An 18,118-nucleotide genomic window follows, 5' to 3' on the forward strand; every position below is an offset into this window, starting at 1 on the left:
GATCGCGGGCGATCTGCGTGGGTTCTGCAAAGTGATGTGCGGTCAGCGTAAGCCGAGTGCCGCTCCTTCATCGCCCGTTGCGATTGGCCGACCGTACTTACGGGGCAATGAGTGGTTGTACGGCTGTGAAGCACTACGCAGAGGCAGGTGGCTGCGACGCATGTCGAGGGCGAGGGTGGCGCGGCGCATCGCCGCGGGCGCCGCGTACGGCGGCGGCGGTATCGGTCTGATCGGCGCGGCGGCGGTCGGTCTGCTGATCGCGGAGGCCCAGCTGGCGAAGCGGCAGGTGGGCAACCACGGCAGCCACGTCGTGGAGGTGCCGTCCGCGGACGGTCTGTACGGCAGGGTGTTCGGCGAGCGTCCGGCCTCCGAGGGGGCGGACACCGAGCCGCTGCGGTTCGCGATGCTGGGGGACTCGACGGCGGCGGGCCAGGGCGTGCACCGGGCGCGGCAGACCCCGGCGGCCCTTCTCGCGTCGGGGCTCGCGGCGGTGGCGGAGCGGCCGGTGGAGCTGCGCAACGTGGCGCTGCCGGGTGCCAGGTCCGACGACCTGGACCGTCAGGTGGCGGTGGTCCTCTCGGATCCGGACTGGGTGCCGGACGTGTGCGTGGTGATGATCGGCGCGAACGACGTGACGCACCGGATGCCGGCGACGCGGTCGGTGCGTCATCTCTCGGCGGCGGTACGCAGGCTGCGTACCGCCGGCGCGGAGGTGGTGGTGGGTACGTGTCCTGACCTGGGCACGATCGAGCCGGTGAACCAGCCGTTGCGCTATCTGGCCCGGCGGGCCTCGCGGCAGCTGGCGGCGGCGCAGACGATCGGCACGGTGGAGCAGGGCGGGCGCACGGTGTCGCTCGGTGACCTGCTGGGCCCGGAGTTCCAGGCGAACCCGCGGGAGCTGTTCGGCCCGGACAACTACCACCCGTCGGCCGAGGGGTACGCGACGGCGGCGATGGCGGTGCTTCCGACGCTGTGCGCGTCACTGGGGCTCTGGCCGGAGGAGGAGCGTCCGGACGTGTCGCGGCGTGAGGGCTTCCTGCCGGTGGCGAGGGCGGCGGCGGAGGCTGCGGGAGAGGGCGGCACCGAGGTCACGGCCGCGATGCCGACGGGCCCGAGGGGTCCGTGGGCTCTGCTGAAGAGGCGGCGGCGCCGCCGGGTGACGACACAGGATCCGACGCCGGTGACGTGAGTGTTTCAGGAGCGGGGTCCAGGGCATCAGAGCGCTGAGCAAGCGCTTAGAAAAATGCGGCGGGAGTCACACACGCACACCGGTGACCCGGGCAGTACGCACAGGTAATTTCACTCACGGTCCTGCCTTCAGCCCGTAGGCGAACAGCTCGTACGCATAGACCCCTTGGAGCCCGTGATGCCCGAAGCCGTGATCGTCTCGACCGCCCGCTCCCCCATCGGCCGCGCTTTCAAGGGGTCCCTCAAGGACCTGCGCCCGGACGACCTGACCGCCACGATCATCCAGGCCGCGCTTGCCAAGGTCCCCGAGCTCGACCCGCACGACATCGACGACCTGATGCTCGGCTGTGGCCTCCCCGGCGGCGAGCAGGGCAACAACCTGGGCCGCATCGTGGCCGTCCAGATGGGCATGGACCACCTGCCCGGCTGTACGGTCACCCGTTACTGCTCCTCCTCGCTGCAGACGTCCCGCATGGCGCTGCACGCCATCAAGGCCGGCGAGGGCGACGTCTTCATCTCGGCCGGTGTCGAGATGGTGTCCCGCTTCGTGAAGGGCAACTCGGACTCGCTGCCGGACACGCACAACCCGCTCTTCGCCGAGGCCGAGGCCCGTACGGCCGCCGTCGCCGAGTCCGAGGGTGCGAGCTGGCACGACCCGCGCAAGGACGGCCTGGTCCCGGACGCGTACATCGCGATGGGCCAGACCGCCGAGAACCTGGCCCGGCTCAAGGGCGTGACGCGCGCGGACATGGACGCGTTCGGTGTGCGCTCGCAGAACCTGGCCGAGCAGGCCATCAAGAACGGCTTCTGGGAGCGGGAGATCACCCCGGTCACCACCCCCGACGGCACGGTCGTCTCGCAGGACGACGGCCCGCGCGCGGGTGTGACCCTGGAGGGCGTCTCCGGTCTCAAGCCGGTGTTCCGCCCCGACGGTCTGGTCACGGCGGCCAACTGCTGCCCGCTCAACGACGGCGCCGCCGCCCTCGTGATCATGTCGGACACGAAGGCCCGCGAGCTCGGCCTCACCCCGCTCGCCCGCATCGTCTCCACGGGCGTCTCGGGCCTGTCCCCCGAGATCATGGGTCTCGGCCCGGTCGAGGCGTCGAAGCAGGCGCTCAAGCGCGCGGGTCTCGGTGTCGGCGACATCGACCTGTTCGAGATCAACGAGGCGTTCGCCGCGCAGGTCATCCCGTCCGCGCGTGACCTCGGCATCGACGAGGACAAGCTGAACGTCAACGGCGGCGCCATCGCGGTCGGCCACCCCTTCGGCATGACGGGCGCCCGCATCACCGGCACCCTGATCAACGGCCTCCAGTTCCACGACAAGCAGTTCGGTCTGGAGACCATGTGCGTCGGCGGCGGCCAGGGCATGGCCATGGTCATCGAGCGACTGAGCTGAGCCGTAGCGGAGGGTAGGGGTCGCCTGAGGAACGAAGGCGGCACCTGCCCGCAGCGGTGGCGAAGCTCGGTGCGACCAAAGATGCGAGCGACTGAGCTGAGCCGTAGCGGAGGGTAGGGGTCGCCTGAGGAACGAAGGCGGCACCTGCCCGCAGCGGTGGCGAAGCTCAGTGCGACCAAAGATGCGAGCGACTGAGCCAGGTCGGACGCTCTCCGTAGTGACCCCTGCTGCCCCAGTAGTCGGCTTGCGCCTCTGCTGAATCGTGATGCAATCTCCCCCAGGATGTGACGTATCTCCCAGGGGAGAGGGTTTTTGCAGGTCAGCAGGGTTCCCAGGTCATAACACCCCTAAACACCCGGCCAAAAGACCTGTCCATTTCGTGACGTAATGCACTGACAGCGGGATGGTCCAGGCTTCAAGCTGATGTAGGAAGTCGGGGGTCGACTTGAAACCGGGAGTACGTCAGTGAGCGCCATGCCTCTTGCCCTGCTCATCGCCACGGCCGCCGCCACGGCCGTGGGCGCCGCTGCCCTGCACACCGTCCACGGACTGCGCAGGCAGATCACGGAACTGCGAGACGAGCTCGCCGCGGACCGCGCCGTCGGCGCCGGCCGTGGCGTGCCCGCCGCGCGCACCACGCCTGACACCGAGGAGATACGCGCGGCCGTCGCCGACGCCCTCGCGGAGGAGCGGGAGCGCGAGCTCGCCGAGGCGCGTGCCTTCTGGGCCGCGCAGGAAGCCCGTGACGCCTCGGACGCGCCGTCCGTGCTCGGTGGCGCGCTGGGCTTCGGTGACGATCTGTTCATGCCGCGCCAGGCCGATTTCGCGGGCCTCGAGCCGGGTCTCGCGGCGGGCCTCGAGCCCGTGGTCGAGCCGGCCGACGCCGGCGCCGACGAGTTCGCGGGCGAGTCCGCCGAGCTCGCGGCCGCCCGCCGCCGGCACCCCTCGCACCCCGACTTCGTGCCGGTGCAGTCGCCCGTGTCGGGCGGCGGCGGCGACCACGAGCGGACGGTGGCGTGCCTGGAGGAGCTGGCCGAGGCCCGCACCGCCCTGGCCGACGTCCGCCCGGGGCCGCTCGGCACGCTCGACGTGTACGTCTTCGTGGACGGCACCACGCTCTGTATGACCCCCGGTCACCGGGAGACCGCGGAGCAGCTGGCCACGGCCCTGCGCGAGGGCGAGGCCCCCGTGCTGCTCGGCGGCTCGGGTGTCTCGGGTGCCTACGCGCTCACGTTCGCCTGCGGGAGCGAGAACGTGTACATCCTGGCCGACCGGGTCATAGCGTCCGTCTGAGGGACGCCCGACCGGCTTCTCTCCACCCCCACCCCATACTTCCGAACGCGCCGGGGACGGCTCACACCCCGGCGCGTTTCTGTGCCTCCGCGACGAGGAGGAGCGCCTCGGCGAGCTGGTCGGCGTCCCGCAGGACCACGGACAGGTCGTGCGCGGCGACGGTGATCTGGTCGCACCCGGCGAACATCCCGGCGTCCGGCATCTCCCGTACGGGCCCTTCGGGGTCCTCCAGGCGCTGCGCGCGGGCGGAGAGCTCGCGGGCCAGGGCGAGTGCCTCGGCGGCGGCTCCGCGCTGGAGCCTGCTCTGCGGGGCTGCGCGGAGCCGGTCGGCGAATCGGTCCACTGCGTCCGTCAACGGCGTCGTATCGAGCATGTCGTGACCCTATGCGCCTTTCCTGGACTGTTGCCAACGACCGAACGCTCAGGCACGGTGGCTTGAAGGACCGGCTACATCGCACAGCGTCCGGAGGCGCCGATGTCCCAAGTGTTCTCCCAGGAGACTCACGAGAATCTTCTGGCTCGTATCCCCCACTGCACCGGTCGAGAGATCTCCGACTGGCTGCGCACCGTGGAGGAAGGCCCTGCCTTCCTCCGCTTCGAAGAAGCGGTCAGCTGGCTGCGCGGGGAACACGACCTCGCGTACGGACACGCGAAGGCGATCATCCACGAGTACGACCTGCGGCGGGCCGCCCGCCGCCTGGGCTGAGCGATCCGCCCACGAACCCATCCGTCCCCCGACAAGCCGAGACAACGCGGCGGCAGCACGGCGAAGGGCCCGCGCACCGTGGTGCGCGGGCCCTTCACTGGCCGAAACCGGTCCGGTCAGCCTCTGTTGCTGAACCGGTCAGTCGCTGCTGCTGAAGATGGCGACGAGCCGCAGCATCTCGACGTAGATCCAGACGAGCGTCATGGTCAGGCCGAACGCGGCGAGCCAGGCCTCCTCGCGCGGAGCGCCGTACGCGATGCCGTCCTCGATCTGCTTGAAGTCCAGCGTCAGGAAGAACGCGCCGAGCAGGATCGCGATGATGCCGACGATCGCGCCGAGCGGGCCCATGCTGCGCAGGCCGCCGTCCGGGGCGACGCCGAAGACGACCAGCAGGAGGTTGACCGCCATCACGGCGACGAACGCGATCGCGATCGCCATGCCGATACGGGCGTAGCGGGCGGTGACGCGGATCCAGCCCGCCTTGTAGACGAGCAGCGTCGCGCCGGAGACCGCCATCGTGCCGAGCACCGCCTGGAAGGGTGCGCCCGACCAGGCTGTGTTGTACATCTCGCTGATGACGCCGAGGAAGACACCCTCGAACGCCGCGTAGGACAGGATCAGCGCGGGTGAGGCGTTGCGCTTGAACGACTGGACCATGGCGAGGACGAAGGCGATCAGCGCCGCGCCGATGGCCAGGCCGTAGCTCGTGGGCGACACCGGGAGCAGCGCCCAGGCAAGGGCGGCGCCGACGACGACGGTGCCGAGGGTCATGGCCGAGCGCACGACGACGTCGTCCATCGTCATGCGGCCGGTGGTGGCCGGGGCCTGCGGCGGGGCGCCGTGCTGCAGGTCCTGCTGCGCGTAGGGGTTCTGTGCGTAAGGGTTCTGCCCGTAGGGGTTCTGCGCGTACGGGCTGTTGCCGGCGTAGGGGTTGCCCTGTGTGCCGACTGCGGGTCCCCCGGCCTGCGGCTGCGCGTTGAAGCCCGCGTAGCCGTTGTCACGGCTGAACCCCCGTCGCGAGAAGACCGGGTTACTGCTCCTCATCTCACTCCTCCATGGCCACCTCGCGCGGCCTTGGCTCAAGGGTAATGGGCTGGCAAAGACCCTCGGCTAGTGCTCAGGGAGGATCTTTCCCATGCTGTTACCCGCAACGAAGGACGGGACCCCGGTGTTCCGCCGCCCGGCTCAGTCGAGGGGGAAACCCGTGTAGCCCTCGGCGAGGTCGGTCTCGGCGGCGCCGGAGGTGGTGATCCGGTCGAGCAGGGCGCGCTGGATGCGGCCGTCGAAGGGGCTCGCGTCGGGGGCGGTGTGCAGCATCGTCGTCATCGCGTAGCTGAACCGCTCGGCCTGCCAGACGCGGCGCAGGCAGGTCTCGGAGTAGGCGTCGAGGAGCTCGGTGGAGCCGGTCTCCTGGCGGTGGGTCAGGGCGCGGGCGAAGGTGACGACGTCGCCGACGGCGAGGTTGAGGCCCTTGGCGCCGGTCGGCGGGACGATGTGGGCGGCGTCGCCGGCGAGGAAGAGCCGTCCGTGCCGCATCGGCTCGTGGACGTAACTCCTCATCGGGGTCACGGACTTGGCGGTGATCGGGCCGCGCTCCAGCTTCCAGCCGTCCTCGGTCTCCAGGCGGCGGTCGAGCTCGTCCCAGATCTCCTCGTCGCTCCAGTCGGCGGCGTCCGTGCCCTCGGGGACCTGGAGGTACGCGCGCGTGACGGACGGGGAGCGCATGGACAGGAGGGCGAAGCCTCGGTCGTGGCGGGCGTAGACCAGCTCGTCGTGCGAGGGGGCGACGTCGGCGAGGATGCCGAGCCAGCCGAAGGGGTATGTGCGCTCGAAGACCTGGGAGACGTCGGCGGGCACGGCCTTGCGGCCCACGCCCCAGAAGCCGTCGCAGGCGACGACGTAGTCGCAGTCGAGGACGTCCTCGCGGCCCTCGTGCCGGTAGCGGATCCGCGGGTGCTCGCTCTCGGCGTCCTCCACGGCCAGCGCCTCCGCCTCGAAGAGGAGCGGGCCGCCCTCGGCGAGCTGGAGGGCGATGAGGTCCTTGCACACCTCGGTCTGCGCGTAGACCATCACGGACCGGCCGCCGGTCAGGGCGGGGAAGTCGACGCGGTGGCGGCGCTTGTCGAAGCGCAGCTCGATGCCGTCGTGCGGGATGCCCTCGCGGTCCATGCGCTCCGCCGCGCCCGCCTCGCGCAGCACGTCGACGGTGCCCTGTTCCAGGATCCCGGCGCGCTGGCGCTGCTCGACGTACGCCCGGTCGCGGCTCTCCAGGACGACGGAGTCGATTCCGGCGTTGTGCAGGAGCCGGGCGAGGAGCAGTCCGGCGGGGCCTGCTCCGATGATGCCGACGGTGGTGCGCATGGGTACCTTCTTCTTCGCTCAGCCTTGTTCGCGTGGTGAACTTTCGTTCATAAAGTGCTGAGCGGAGTCTCCGCCCGGCCCCGACCGCTGTCAACGGTCCTGGGGGGACATGTTTCCGGGAACACGAAAAACGCCGCGGCGACCGGATTCGATCGGCACGCGGCGACGGGGAGGCGGCAGGGGTGGGAAAGGTGGAGGTGCCCGGAACCGGACTTGAACCGGTACGCCCGCGAAGGGGCAGCGAGGTTTAAGCTCGCCGTGTCTGCATTCCACCATCCGGGCAGGCCGTGGGCTCCGCAACGAGGTCTGAGCCTATCGGGACAGATCCCCCGAACAGCGGAACGCCAGCTCGATGTTGTCTTATTTTATTGACGTCTGAGGGTGCATCAGACCACGGTAGCCGCCATCCGCACATGCCGCAGGCCCTTCCCAGCCTGTCGGCTCGCTCGTCGCCGTCACCGTGGAATTGACGGGATTTCACCTCCCACGGTGATCTCCGCTCTCAGGGGCGCGGGTCATCCCCAGGTATGACACCGGCAACTCCCGTCCGCCCGAAGTCGCCCCCGGGAACCGGAACTGCGGCTGACTCCACGGCGCACGGCGGCCCCGACGATGGAGAGGTCCCGCCAAAGGGGCCTTCGAAGGGGCCTTCGAAGGGCCCGTCAGCGGGACCCGCCCAGGGGACCCCCTCCCCATCCGTCGTCCGACAGGAGCACCCTTCCGTGACCACCACCCCCATCGCCGGCAAGGCCACCGCCGTGGCCGCGCGCGCCACAGATCTGTCCAAGGTCTACGGACAGGGCGAGACCCAGGTGGTCGCGCTCGACCGGGTCTCCGTCGACTTCCGGCAGGCCGAGTTCACGGCGATCATGGGCCCCTCGGGGTCCGGCAAGTCGACCCTGATGCACTGCGTCGCCGGCCTCGACACCTTCTCCTCGGGCTCCGTCCGCATCGGCGACACGGAGCTGGGCGCCCTGAAGGACAAGCAGCTCACCCACCTGCGCCGGGACAAGATCGGCTTCATCTTCCAGGCGTTCAACCTGCTGCCCACCCTGACGGCCCTGGAGAACATCACGCTCCCCATGGACATCGCGGGCCGTAAGCCGGACAAGCAGTGGCTGGAGAACGTGATCGCGATGGTGGGCCTGTCCGACCGGCTCGGCCACCGGCCCTCGCAGCTCTCCGGCGGCCAGCAGCAGCGCGTGGCCGTGGCCCGCGCGCTGGCCTCCCGGCCCGAGATCATCTTCGGTGACGAGCCGACCGGAAACCTGGACTCGCGCTCGGGCGCCGAGGTCCTCGGCTTCCTGCGCAACTCCGTACGCGAGCTGGGCCAGACCGTGGTCATGGTCACCCACGACCCGGTCGCGGCGGCCTACGCGGACCGCGTGATCTTCCTGGCCGACGGCCGAATCGTGGACGAGGCCCACGCCCCGACCCCGGACACGGTCCTGGACCGCATGAAGCAGTTCGACGCGAAGGTCCGGACGAGCTAAGCCCCTGAAAGGGGCGCGGGGAACTGCGCGAGCAACCACAACGAACCCGCACCCCGCCCACGATCCCGCACCGGCCAAAGCGCAACCGCGCCCGCACCCTGGACTGAGTACCCCCATGTTCCGAACAGCCATGCGCAGCGTCCTCGCTCACAAGGCGAGACTCCTGATGACCGTCCTCGCCGTCATGCTCGGCGTCGCCTTCGTCTCCGGCACCCTGGTCTTCACGAACACCATCTCCGACGCCTTCCAGAAAAGCTCCGCCAAGGGCTTCGACCAGGTCGACGTCGCCGTCACTCCGAAGAGCGGCACGTCCCGGGGCGACCAGGTCGGCCGGGACGCCCAGCTCACGCAGGCCACCCTGGACCGGGCCGCGCAGGCGCCCGGCGCCGCCTCCGCGATCGGCGTCGTCAGCGGCTTCGCGGCCGTGGCCGACAAGGACGGCAAGCTCGTCGGCAGCGGCTTCTCCACCCAGGGCGCCAACTACTGGGGCGACAAGGACCCGCGCTACCCCCTCGAGAGCGGCAGGGCGCCCCACGGTGCGGGCGAGGTCGTCCTCGACGCGCAGACCGCGAAGCGCGCCGGCTACAAGGTCGGCGACACCGTACGGATGTCCATCGACGGGCCCGTCCTGACGCCCACCGTCACCGGCATCTTCAGCACCGACGACGGCAACGTCGCGGCCGGCGGCAGCCTCGCCCTGTTCGACACGGCGACCGCGCAGCGACTCCTGCACAAGCAGGGCTCGTACGACGAGATCGATGTGAAGGCCGCGGCCGGCACCGGCCAGGGCGCCCTGCGCAGCGCGCTCGACAAGGTTCTGCCGAAGGGTCAGGCCGAGACCACGACCGGCAAGCAGCTCGCCGACGACCAGGCCGAGCAGATCTCGTCCAGCATGAGCTCGATGAAGTCGACCCTGCTGGTGTTCGCCGGGATCGCGCTGTTCGTCGGCGTCTTCATCATCACCAACACGTTCACGATGCTCGTCGCCCAGCGCACCAAGGAACTCGCGCTGATGCGGGCCGTCGGCGCCTCGCGGCGGCAGGTCACGCGCTCCGTCCTCGCCGAGGCCTTCCTGGTCGGCGCGGTCGCGGCCGTCGCCGGGCTCGCGGCCGGTGTCGGGATCGGCGCCGGGCTGCGCTCCCTGATGGGCGCCACCGACGCGCAGATCCCCGACGGGCCGCTGGTCGTCTCGCCCGGCACGGTCGTCACCTCGCTCGTCGTCGGTGTCGTCATCACGATGCTGGCCGCGTGGCTGCCGGGCCGCCGGGCCGCGAAGATCCCGCCGGTCGCGGCGATGAGCAGCGTGCACGCCACGGCGACCACCCGCTCCCTCGTCGTACGGAACACGATCGGCGCCCTGTTCTCGGCGGCCGGCGTCGCCTGCTCGCTGTACGCGACGACGATGAGCGACGGCACCTCGGCGCAGACCCCCCTGGGCCTGGGCGCGGGCCTCCTGGTGATCGGCGTCTTCGTCCTCACCCCGCTCCTGTCCCGCCCGGTCATCGCGGCCGCGGGACCCGTCCTGCGCGTCTTCGGGATCTCCGGGAAGCTGGCCCGTCAGAACGCGGTCCGCAACCCGCGCCGCACCGCCGCGACCGCCTCCGCCCTGATGATCGGCCTCACCCTGATCACCGGCATGACTGTCGTCGCGGGCAGCGCCCAGCAGGCCATCGACAAGATGGCGTCGTCCGCCCTCAAGGCCGACTACGTGGTCTCGATGGCGAACCGGAACCCCCTCTCCCCCGAGGTCGCCGGCAAGCTCGCGAAGGTCGACGGGGTCACCGCCACCAGCGGCCTGAGCAGCGAGCCGTCCCGCGTCGACGGGAAGACCGAGTTCCTGACGGGCGTCGACGGCGCGACGATCGGCGCGCTCACCGACCTCAGGGTCGAGAGCGGCGCGTTCAGGGTCGGCGGCCGTGACGTGGTCGTCGACGACAAGACGGCCAAGGACCACGGCTGGCACACCGGTTCGGCGTTCACCACGCACTTCGAGGACGGCAAGAGGCAGCGGCTGACCGTCGCCGGGGTCTACGAGGGCAACGACATGATGCGCGGCATCATGCTGGACTCCGCCGTCCTCACCCCGCACGTCGCGCACCCCGCCGACCTTCAGGTGATGGTGAAGACCGACGGCGGCACGTCCGGCGCCGCCAAGGACCGGATCGAGAAGGCGCTCGGCGACAACCCGGCGGTCCTCGTCCAGGACAAGCAGGACATCTCCAACGCCATCTCGAAGATGTTCACCCTGATGCTGAACATGCTCTACGGCCTGCTCGCCATGGCGGTGATCGTCGCGGTCCTCGGCGTCATCAACACCCTGGCCATGTCGGTCTTCGAGCGCTCGCAGGAGATCGGCATGCTGCGGGCGATCGGCCTCGACCGCAAGGGCGTCAAGCGGATGGTGCGTCTGGAGTCGCTGGTGATCTCGCTGTTCGGCGGGGTGCTCGGCGTCGGCCTCGGCGTGTTCTTCGGCTGGGCGGCCGGCCGGCTGCTCGCGACGTCCCTGTCGACGTACGAGCTGGTCCTGCCCTGGGGCCGGATCGGGGTGTTCCTCGCGCTCGCCGCTGTCGTGGGCATCCTGGCGGCGCTGTGGCCGGCCCGTCGCGCGGCCCGCCTGAACATGCTGGCGGCCATCAAGTCGGAGTAGCGGCACGACAGGTGGGGCGCCCCGGCACGATGCCGGGGCGCCCCACCTGTGTGTCCGGGCCGTCAGTTCCAGGTACGCGCCCGCAGGGGCATACCGGGCTCGCCCGAGACGGGTGTCTTCACGGCGAGGATCTGGTTCACGCCGATCTTGTTGCGCTCGAAGCTCAGCGCGCACGCCGCCATGTACAGGCGCCAGATGCGGGCCCTGCCCGGGCTGGTGAGCTGTACGGCGACCGCCCAGTCGGACTCCAGGTTGGCGACCCAGCGGCGCAGCGTGAGCGCGTAGTGCTCGCGGATCGCCTCCAGGTCCCTGACCTCGAACCCGGCCCGCTCCAGGAGCCCGGTCGTCGTACCGACCGGCGCGAGCTCCCCGTCCGGGAAGACGTACGCGTCGATGAACTCGTCGACCTCGTACGTCGACTCGTCCTTCTGCGGGCGCCGACCGATCTGGTGGTTGAGGAGCCGGCCGCCCGGCTTGAGGAGGCCGTACAGCACCTCGGCGTACTCCAGGTACCGTGCCGAGCCGACGTGTTCGGCCATGCCGATGGACGAGATCGCGTCGAAGGGGCCGTCGCGGACGTCGCGGTAGTCCTGGACCCGGATCTCGACCCGGTCGGTCAGCCCCTCCTCGGCCACCCGCTTGCGGGCGTACGCGGCCTGCTCCTGGGAGAGCGTGATGCCGACGACACTGACGCCGTACTCGCGGGCGGCGTGGATGGCCATGGAGCCCCAGCCGCAGCCGACGTCGAGCAGGCGCTGACCGGGTGCCAGGCCGAGCTTGCGGCAGACGAGTTCGAGCTTGTCGCGCTGGGCGTCCTCCAGGGTGCCGTCCGGGGAGTCCCAGTACGCGCACGAGTAGACCATCGAGGTGCCGAGGACCAGCTCGTAGAAGTCGTTGCCGACGTCGTAGTGGTGGCTGATGGCCCGTCGGTCGCTGCCCTTGGTGTGGCGGTGGAGGCGGCCGTGGCGGCGCATCTCCTCACCCGGCGGGGCCGGCGGCGGGAAGGGCCCGGCGAGCCGGAACAGCTGGCGGACGGCGGCCCTGACCCTCGGTTCCTTCAGCGCCTCGACGAGGCTTCTGGTCTCGTCCTCGGGGCGCTCCCAGATCAGCCCGGCCATCCGGTCGAGAGCGTCGTACAGGTCGCCCTCGACGTCCAGGTCACCGGCCACCCAGGCGCGGGCGAGGCCGAGTTCCCCCGGCTTCCACAGCAGGCGGCGCAGGGCTCGGCGGTTGCGTACGACGAGGACGGGCCCGCCCGGCGGACCGGCCTCCGAACCGTCCCAGGCACGCAGGCGTACGGGCAGCGGTGCTCCGAGTAGCTGTTCGGCGAGGTTCTTCAGCCGCAGTGCGGCGTTCGACATGGCGCACACCTCCGTGAGGACGGATCCCGGAACGGTCCAACACCACGTAAACACCAACAGGGCGCTCGCGCAGTCCCGTTACTGCGTTACGGATCGGCAAAAATGCATGCAGCCGCCACGTATGTCGGGGTGCCGGGTGCCTTCCGGGACGCCGAAGGGGGCGCTTCCGAGAACGCCGAAGGGGCGCTCGCACCACGGATGGCGAGCGCCCCTTCGGGGTGATGCGGGACCTGAGGTCAGGAGGCCTTGGCCTTCTCCTCGACCTTCGGCTTGTCGGCGGCGGGCGGGGCCGGCGCCGGCTTGGCGGCCTCGTAGAACTCCTCGCGCGGAGTCTCCAGGGCGCCGAGCGCGGTGATGTCGCGCTTCTGGAACATGTTGATCGTCCACTCGGCGATCACACGGATCTTGCGGTTGTACGTCGGCATCGCCATGCCGTGGTAGCCACGGTGCATGTACCAGGCGAGACGGCCCTTGAGCTTGATCTTCATCTTGCCCATGACGATCATCGCGACGCCCTTGTGCAGGCCGAGACCCGCGACCGCGCCCTTGTTGGCGTGGCTGTACTCCTTCTGCGGGAAGCCCCGCATGCCGGAGACCACGTTGTCGCCGAGGACCTTGGCCTGACGCATGGCGTGCTGCGCGTTCGGCGGGCACCAGGCGTTCGGGTTGCCGGCCTTGCGGCCGACCAGGTCCGGAACCTGGGCGTTGTCGCCCGCGGCCCAGATGTAGTCGGTGCCCTGCACCTGGAGGGTGGCGGAGGTGTCCACGTGGCCGCGCGGGCCGAGCGGGAGACCGAAGCGCGCGAGGGCCGGGTTCGGCTTGACGCCGGCGGTCCACACGACCGTGTTGGAGTCGACCTCGAGGCCGTTGCTGAGCACGACGTGACCGTCGACGCAGGAGGGCATCGTGGTGCCGAGGTAGATCTCGATACCGCGGGACTCCAGGTGCTTCTTGCCGTACTGGCCGAGCTCGGGCCCGACCTCGGGCAGCACCTTGTCGGCGGCGTCGACGAGCACGAAGCGCATGTCCTCGCGCTTCACGTTCTTGTAGAACTTGGCCGCGTCGCGCGCCAGGTCCTCGACCTCACCGATCGTCTCGGCGCCCGCGAAGCCACCGCCGACGAAGACGAAGGTGAGCGCCTTGCGGCGGATCTCCTCGTCCGTCGTGGACTCGGCCTTGTCGAGCTGCTCGAGCACGTGGTTGCGCAGGCCGATGGCCTCCTCGACACCCTTCATACCGATGCCCACCTCGGCCAGGCCGGGGGTCGGGAAGGTGCGGGAGACCGCGCCGAGCGCGATCACCAGGAAGTCGAAGGGAACCTCGTACGCCTCGCCGACGAGCGGGGCGACCGTGGCGACCTTGCGGTCCTGGTCGATGGTGGTGACCCGGCCGGTGAGAATCTCGGCTCCGGGCACAGCGCGTCGCAGGGGCACGACGACGTTGCGCGGCGAGATGCTGCCGGCGGCGGTTTCGGGGAGGAAGGGCTGGTAGGTCATGTACGAGCGCGGGTCCACGACCGTGACGGTCGCTTCCGCATAACGCATCTTCTTGAGAATGCGTCGTGCTGCGTACAGGCCTACGTACCCACCGCCTACTACGAGGATCCTGGGACGCTCCGTGGTGCTCATGCCATCGAGTATCCACCTGTCTGGAGGGGGTCGCTCGTGCGCCCCTTCACAAGCTTATGCAGTGCCTCTGCTACACTGCGCCGCCCACGTGACCCAGGTCATGGCCCTCAAAGGGAACCGCGGCGTCACTCCACTCGTTGCACACCCCTCTTGAGCTGCCGCTCCGGGCCTGGCACCGCCCTGGACCACTCCCCCGGCCGAGCTCCGGACTACGGATCCCGCACCCCTCCGCGCGACCCCCGCCAGAGCCCTCGGACCCCCTTCACCGGACCAGAAGGCCCCGAACCGCGCCCAACAGGCGCGAATTCCTTGTGAAGAACTTCACGAACTTTCTCGGCGGCGTGTCGTGCAGGGGCCCCAAAACCCACTTTCACCGCGCTCAAACACCCTCCCCGCCGCTCAAACGAAGGCAGTTCCGGGGGTCCGGCAATCGATCGGAAGGAGGTTGAAGGAAGGTCCGCTACGGACCGGGAGGCCGACCGAAGGAGGACCGAGGGAGGACCGGGGGAGCTCCTACGCGATCGACCACGCAATGCCGTCAAGGATGTCGTGCTCGCTCACCACGACCTCCTTCGCACCCGTCCACTCCATGATCAGGCGCAGCACCAGCGCGCCGGAGGCGATCACGTCGACCCGGCCCGGGTGGATCACCGGGTTCAGGGAGCGCTGGTCGTGCGTCGACATCAGCAGCCAGTCCGTCAGCTCGGCGACCCGCTCGTAGGAGATACGGGAGTGGTGGATGGCCACCGAGTCGTACTCCTTCAGACCCAGCGCGAGCGCGGCGACCGTCGTCACCGAGCCGGCCAGGCCGACGAGCGTACGGGCCGCGGTCAGCGGGACGGTCTGCGTCACCAGGTCGAGCGCCGCGACGACGTCCTCGCGGATCGCCTCGATCTGCGCGGCGGCCGGCGGGTCGGTGACCTTGCCGTCCTCCCCCACGAGGTGGCGCTCCGTCATGCGCACGCAGCCGATGTCCACGGAACGCGCGGCGGCGACCGTGTCGTCACCCACGACGAACTCCGTCGAACCGCCGCCGATGTCCACGACCAGGTACGGCTGGTCCAGGTCGGCCCGGCCCGTCAGCTCCTTCGTCGCGCCCGTGAAGGAGAACTGCGCCTCCTGGTCACCGGTGATGACCTCGGGCTCGACACCCAGGATCTCCACGACGCCGCGCACGAAGTCGTCCCTGTTCTCCGCGTCGCGGGACGCGGAGGTAGCCACGAAGCGGAGCTTCTCGGCGCCGTGCTCCTTTATGACGGCCGCGTACTCGCGACAGGCCGCGAACGTGCGCTCCAGGGCCTCGGGCGCGAGTCGTCCGGTGCGGTCGACGCCCTGGCCGAGCCGCACGATCTTCATGCGGCGGTCCAGGTCGACGAGTTCACCGGTCTCCGGGTCAGCGTCGGCGACGAGCAGGCGGATCGAGTTCGTACCGCAGTCGATCGCGGCGACCCGGGTCACTCGCCCTCCTCGGGCGCGGCCGACACGCACGGGCCCTTCGCCCACCACTCCGGCAGCATCGCGATCGCCTCGTCGCCCAGCGGGTTCACACCCGGGCCCGCGGCCAGCGAGTGACCGACCAGGACGTGCAGACACTTCACCCGGTCCGGCATACCGCCCGCGCTCGGGAAGCCCTCCAGGACCTCGATCGCGTCACGGCGCGCGATGTAGTCCTCGTGCGCCGCCCGGTACGCGGCCGCGAGCTCCGGGTCGGTCTGCAGACGCTCCGTCATCTCCTTCATGACGCCGTTCGCCTCCAGCGTGCCGATCGCGGAGGCCGCGCGCGGGCACGTGAGGTAGTACGTCGTCGGGAACGGCGTGCCGTCCTCGAGCCGCGGGGCCGTCTCGACCACGTCCGGGTTGCCGCACGGGCAGCGGTGCGCGATGGCCCGCAGGCCGCGCGGCGGGCGCCCGAGCTGCTCCTTGAACGCGTGGATGTCGGCGTCCGTGGGCGTCGTCGGCTCGGTCTGGGGCGGGGGCGTGTCCATGCCTGGCTGGCTTTCCTTCAGTGAACTTCGGTGAGCTCGGTGAACTTCGGTGAACTTCGGTGGATATCAGGGGACTCGGGGTTCGGGTGGGTCAGTTGCCGGGGCGGTCGGCCTTGTCGACGCCGTCCCAGACGTTCAAGTACCAGGGCCGCCCCGCCGCACTCCCGTCGGAGCGCGTGCGCTTCGCCGCTTCGGGGTCACGCGCGATGTAGCCGGTCTCGCCCGGCATCACCAGGTGCAGGCGCTCGCGGATCCGCTGCTCGGCGTACGAGTCGTCCTGCCAGCGTGCCTTCTCGTCGCGCAGCCGGTCCACCCTGGCCTGCGCCTCCTGCTGCTGGCGCCGCAGGTCGGCGATCTCCCCGCGCTGGGAGACGTACTGCCTTATGGGATAGGCGAGCGCGACGACCAGTGTGCACAGGACCAGGGCGAGGAGCGCCGCGCGGCCGGTGAGGCGGGAGCGGCGGGCCTGACGCCTGGTCTGGGAGCGGTAGACACGCTCGGCGGTCTGCTCGCCGAGTACGCGGAGCCGGGTGGCCGTGGAGAACCGGTCCTTGTCCCGGTCGCGGACCTTTCCGGCCATCGCGTGCTCGCCTCCCCGATACGTACGTACGTCCCCGCACACGGTACGGGACCGAGTGCGGGGACGTACGTAACTACAGCGTCAGAGCAGGTCAGCCCTTGAAGCGGGGGAAGGCCGAGCGACCGGCGTAGACCGCCGCGTCGTCCAGGATCTCCTCGATGCGCAGCAGCTGGTTGTACTTGGCGACGCGCTCGGAGCGGGCCGGGGCGCCGGTCTTGATCTGGCCGCAGTTGGTGGCGACGGCGAGGTCGGCGATCGTGACGTCCTCGGTCTCACCGGAGCGGTGGGACATCATGCACTTGAAGCCGTTGCGCTGGGCCATCTCGACGGCGTCCAGGGTCTCGGTCAGCGAACCGATCTGGTTGACCTTGACGAGCAGGGCGTTGGCCGAGTTCTCCTCGATGCCGCGGGCCAGGCGCTCGGGGTTGGTGACGAACAGGTCGTCGCCGACGAGCTGGACCTTGTCACCGAGCTTCTCGGTGATGACGTGCCAGCCGGCCCAGTCGTCCTCGAACAGCGGGTCCTCGATGGAGACGAGCGGGTAGGCCGCGACGAGCTCCTCGTAGTACTCCGTCATCTCGGCGGCGGAGCGCTCCTTGCCCTCGAAGAGGTACTTGCCGTCCTTGTAGAACTCGGAGGCGGCGACGTCGAGCGCGAGGGCGACCTGCTGGCCGGGAACGTAACCGGCCTCCTTGATCGCCTCGAGGATCAGGTCGAGGGCCTCACGGTTCGAGCCGAGGTTCGGGGCGAAGCCGCCCTCGTCGCCCAGGCCGGTGGCCAGGCCCTTGCTCTTCAGGACCTTCTTGAGGGTGTGGTAGACCTCGGTGCCCCAGCGCAGCGCCTCGGAGAAGGACTCCGCGCCGATCGGGGCGATCATGAACTCCTGGATGTCGACGTTGGAGTCGGCGTGCGACCCACCGTTCAGGATGTTCATCATCGGGACGGGCAGCAGGTGCGCGTTCGGACCGCCGAGGTAGCGGAACAGCGGCAGGTCGCTGGCCTCGGACGCGGCGTGCGCGACGGCGAGGGAGACGCCGAGGATGGCGTTGGCGCCGAGCGAGCCCTTGTTGTCCGTGGCGTCGAGGTCGAACATCGCCTGGTCGATCAGGCGCTGCTCGGTGGCGTCGTAGCCGACGAGCTCCGGGCCGATCTGCTCGATGACGGCGAGGACGGCCTTCTCGACACCCTTGCCCTGGTAACGGTTCGGGTCACCGTCACGCAGTTCGATGGCCTCGAAGGCGCCGGTGGACGCACCGGACGGGACAGCGGCACGACCGGTGCTGCCGTCGTCGAGGCCGACCTCGACCTCGACCGTGGGGTTGCCTCGGGAGTCCAGGATTTCCCGGGCTACGACGACGTCGATGGACGGCACGAGCATCTCCTTCTGGGATGTGACGCTTCTACGCCGGGCCGCTTGGTCCGGCAAGCACGAGCCTAACCGGCTCCGGGGCATCGGCCAGCCGACCGCCCGCCCCGT

General features: G+C 70.1%; 15 protein-coding genes and 1 tRNA gene. 6 read left to right on the forward strand and 10 right to left on the reverse strand.

Annotated elements, in window-relative coordinates:
- Window positions 1–160: 160 nt before the first annotated feature.
- From EOT10_RS31660 to EOT10_RS31670, 3 genes are all read left to right on the forward strand, one after another.
- Window positions 161–1,189: an SGNH/GDSL hydrolase family protein gene (locus EOT10_RS31660; protein ID WP_189492320.1), complete on the forward strand. Its 1,029-nt coding sequence runs from the start codon at window positions 161–163 to the stop codon at window positions 1,187–1,189.
- Window positions 1,190–1,366: 177 nt separating this feature from the next.
- A complete protein-coding gene (locus tag EOT10_RS31665) occupies window positions 1,367–2,587 on the forward strand; it encodes an acetyl-CoA C-acetyltransferase (protein ID WP_127831816.1) in 1,221 nt (406 codons plus the stop codon).
- Between the two features lie 474 nt (window positions 2,588–3,061).
- Complete coding sequence (locus EOT10_RS31670) at window positions 3,062–3,880, forward strand: hypothetical protein (RefSeq protein WP_127831886.1); 819 nt, start codon at window positions 3,062–3,064, stop codon at window positions 3,878–3,880.
- 61 nt (window positions 3,881–3,941) lie between these two features.
- Here the strand turns inward: EOT10_RS31670 and EOT10_RS31675 are convergent, their stop codons facing one another.
- Window positions 3,942–4,253, reverse strand: a complete 312-nt coding sequence (locus tag EOT10_RS31675; protein ID WP_127831817.1) for a hypothetical protein — start codon at window positions 4,251–4,253, stop codon at window positions 3,942–3,944.
- A 102-nt stretch (window positions 4,254–4,355) separates the two neighbouring features.
- On the opposite strand from EOT10_RS31675, the gene EOT10_RS31680 reads away from it, so the two are divergent.
- Complete coding sequence (locus tag EOT10_RS31680; RefSeq protein ID WP_127831818.1) at window positions 4,356–4,586, forward strand: DUF4287 domain-containing protein; 231 nt, start codon at window positions 4,356–4,358, stop codon at window positions 4,584–4,586.
- A 138-nt stretch (window positions 4,587–4,724) separates the two neighbouring features.
- Here EOT10_RS31680 and EOT10_RS31685 read toward each other — a convergent pair whose 3' ends face one another.
- The 3 genes from EOT10_RS31685 to EOT10_RS31695 form a co-directional block, all read right to left on the reverse strand.
- Window positions 4,725–5,630 carry a Bax inhibitor-1/YccA family protein gene (locus tag EOT10_RS31685; protein ID WP_127831819.1) on the reverse strand — a complete coding sequence of 302 codons (906 nt, stop codon included), beginning with the start codon at window positions 5,628–5,630 and terminating at the stop codon, window positions 4,725–4,727.
- A 141-nt stretch (window positions 5,631–5,771) separates the two neighbouring features.
- Window positions 5,772–6,947, reverse strand: a complete 1,176-nt coding sequence (locus EOT10_RS31690) for a 4-hydroxybenzoate 3-monooxygenase (RefSeq protein ID WP_127831820.1) — start codon at window positions 6,945–6,947, stop codon at window positions 5,772–5,774.
- Window positions 6,948–7,145: 198 nt separating this feature from the next.
- A tRNA-Leu gene (locus tag EOT10_RS31695) sits at window positions 7,146–7,229 on the reverse strand.
- 440 nt (window positions 7,230–7,669) lie between these two features.
- Here EOT10_RS31695 and EOT10_RS31700 point away from each other — a divergent pair.
- Together EOT10_RS31700 and EOT10_RS31705 are read left to right on the forward strand one after the other, a co-directional pair.
- Window positions 7,670–8,440, forward strand: coding sequence for an ABC transporter ATP-binding protein (locus EOT10_RS31700; RefSeq protein ID WP_127831821.1), 771 nt, complete (start codon window positions 7,670–7,672; stop codon window positions 8,438–8,440).
- A 115-nt stretch (window positions 8,441–8,555) separates the two neighbouring features.
- Window positions 8,556–11,087, forward strand: a complete 2,532-nt coding sequence (locus EOT10_RS31705; RefSeq protein ID WP_127831822.1) for an ABC transporter permease — start codon at window positions 8,556–8,558, stop codon at window positions 11,085–11,087.
- A gap of 62 nt (window positions 11,088–11,149) precedes the next feature.
- Here EOT10_RS31705 and EOT10_RS31710 read toward each other — a convergent pair whose 3' ends face one another.
- The 6 genes from EOT10_RS31710 to eno form a co-directional block, all read right to left on the reverse strand.
- Window positions 11,150–12,448, reverse strand: a complete 1,299-nt coding sequence (locus tag EOT10_RS31710) for an SAM-dependent methyltransferase (RefSeq protein ID WP_127831823.1) — start codon at window positions 12,446–12,448, stop codon at window positions 11,150–11,152.
- 236 nt (window positions 12,449–12,684) lie between these two features.
- On the reverse strand, window positions 12,685–14,076 hold the full coding sequence (locus EOT10_RS31715) for an NAD(P)/FAD-dependent oxidoreductase (RefSeq protein ID WP_127831824.1): 1,392 nt from the start codon (window positions 14,074–14,076) through the stop codon (window positions 12,685–12,687).
- A 513-nt stretch (window positions 14,077–14,589) separates the two neighbouring features.
- On the reverse strand, window positions 14,590–15,534 hold the full coding sequence (locus EOT10_RS31720; protein ID WP_127831825.1) for a Ppx/GppA phosphatase family protein: 945 nt from the start codon (window positions 15,532–15,534) through the stop codon (window positions 14,590–14,592).
- Entirely contained in the window at window positions 15,531–16,061 is a 531-nt protein-coding gene (locus tag EOT10_RS31725) for a DUF501 domain-containing protein (RefSeq protein WP_127831826.1), read from the reverse strand. The genes EOT10_RS31720 and EOT10_RS31725 overlap by 4 nt, the downstream gene beginning before the upstream one ends.
- Window positions 16,062–16,152: 91 nt before the next feature.
- Window positions 16,153–16,641: an FtsB family cell division protein gene (locus EOT10_RS31730; RefSeq protein ID WP_127831827.1), complete on the reverse strand. Its 489-nt coding sequence runs from the start codon at window positions 16,639–16,641 to the stop codon at window positions 16,153–16,155.
- Between the two features lie 91 nt (window positions 16,642–16,732).
- Window positions 16,733–18,013 (reverse strand): phosphopyruvate hydratase, encoded by a 1,281-nt coding sequence (gene eno, locus EOT10_RS31735; RefSeq protein ID WP_127831828.1) that lies wholly within the window; start codon window positions 18,011–18,013, stop codon window positions 16,733–16,735.
- Between the last annotated feature and the right edge of the window lie 105 nt (window positions 18,014–18,118).

Origin of the sequence: Streptomyces antnestii (genome assembly GCF_004005495.1) — a bacterium.
Lineage (GTDB): Bacteria > Actinomycetota > Actinomycetes > Streptomycetales > Streptomycetaceae > Streptomyces > Streptomyces antnestii.

What these genes read in the sequence shown, in the direction of transcription:
- EOT10_RS31660 (WP_189492320.1), top strand. Translation starts at nt 161, where the DNA reads ATGTCGAGGGCGAGGGTGGCGCGGCGCATCGCCGCGGGCGCCGCGTAC.
- EOT10_RS31665 (WP_127831816.1), top strand. Translation starts at nt 1,367, where the DNA reads ATGCCCGAAGCCGTGATCGTCTCGACCGCCCGCTCCCCCATCGGCCGC.
- EOT10_RS31670 (WP_127831886.1), top strand. Translation starts at nt 3,062, where the DNA reads ATGCCTCTTGCCCTGCTCATCGCCACGGCCGCCGCCACGGCCGTGGGC.
- EOT10_RS31675 (WP_127831817.1), bottom strand. Translation starts at nt 4,253, where the DNA reads ATGCTCGATACGACGCCGTTGACGGACGCAGTGGACCGATTCGCCGAC.
- EOT10_RS31680 (WP_127831818.1), top strand. Translation starts at nt 4,356, where the DNA reads ATGTCCCAAGTGTTCTCCCAGGAGACTCACGAGAATCTTCTGGCTCGT.
- EOT10_RS31685 (WP_127831819.1), bottom strand. Translation starts at nt 5,630, where the DNA reads ATGAGGAGCAGTAACCCGGTCTTCTCGCGACGGGGGTTCAGCCGTGAC.
- EOT10_RS31690 (WP_127831820.1), bottom strand. Translation starts at nt 6,947, where the DNA reads ATGCGCACCACCGTCGGCATCATCGGAGCAGGCCCCGCCGGACTGCTC.
- EOT10_RS31705 (WP_127831822.1), top strand. Translation starts at nt 8,556, where the DNA reads ATGTTCCGAACAGCCATGCGCAGCGTCCTCGCTCACAAGGCGAGACTC.
- EOT10_RS31710 (WP_127831823.1), bottom strand. Translation starts at nt 12,448, where the DNA reads ATGTCGAACGCCGCACTGCGGCTGAAGAACCTCGCCGAACAGCTACTC.
- EOT10_RS31715 (WP_127831824.1), bottom strand. Translation starts at nt 14,076, where the DNA reads ATGAGCACCACGGAGCGTCCCAGGATCCTCGTAGTAGGCGGTGGGTAC.
- EOT10_RS31725 (WP_127831826.1), bottom strand. Translation starts at nt 16,061, where the DNA reads ATGGACACGCCCCCGCCCCAGACCGAGCCGACGACGCCCACGGACGCC.
- EOT10_RS31730 (WP_127831827.1), bottom strand. Translation starts at nt 16,641, where the DNA reads ATGGCCGGAAAGGTCCGCGACCGGGACAAGGACCGGTTCTCCACGGCC.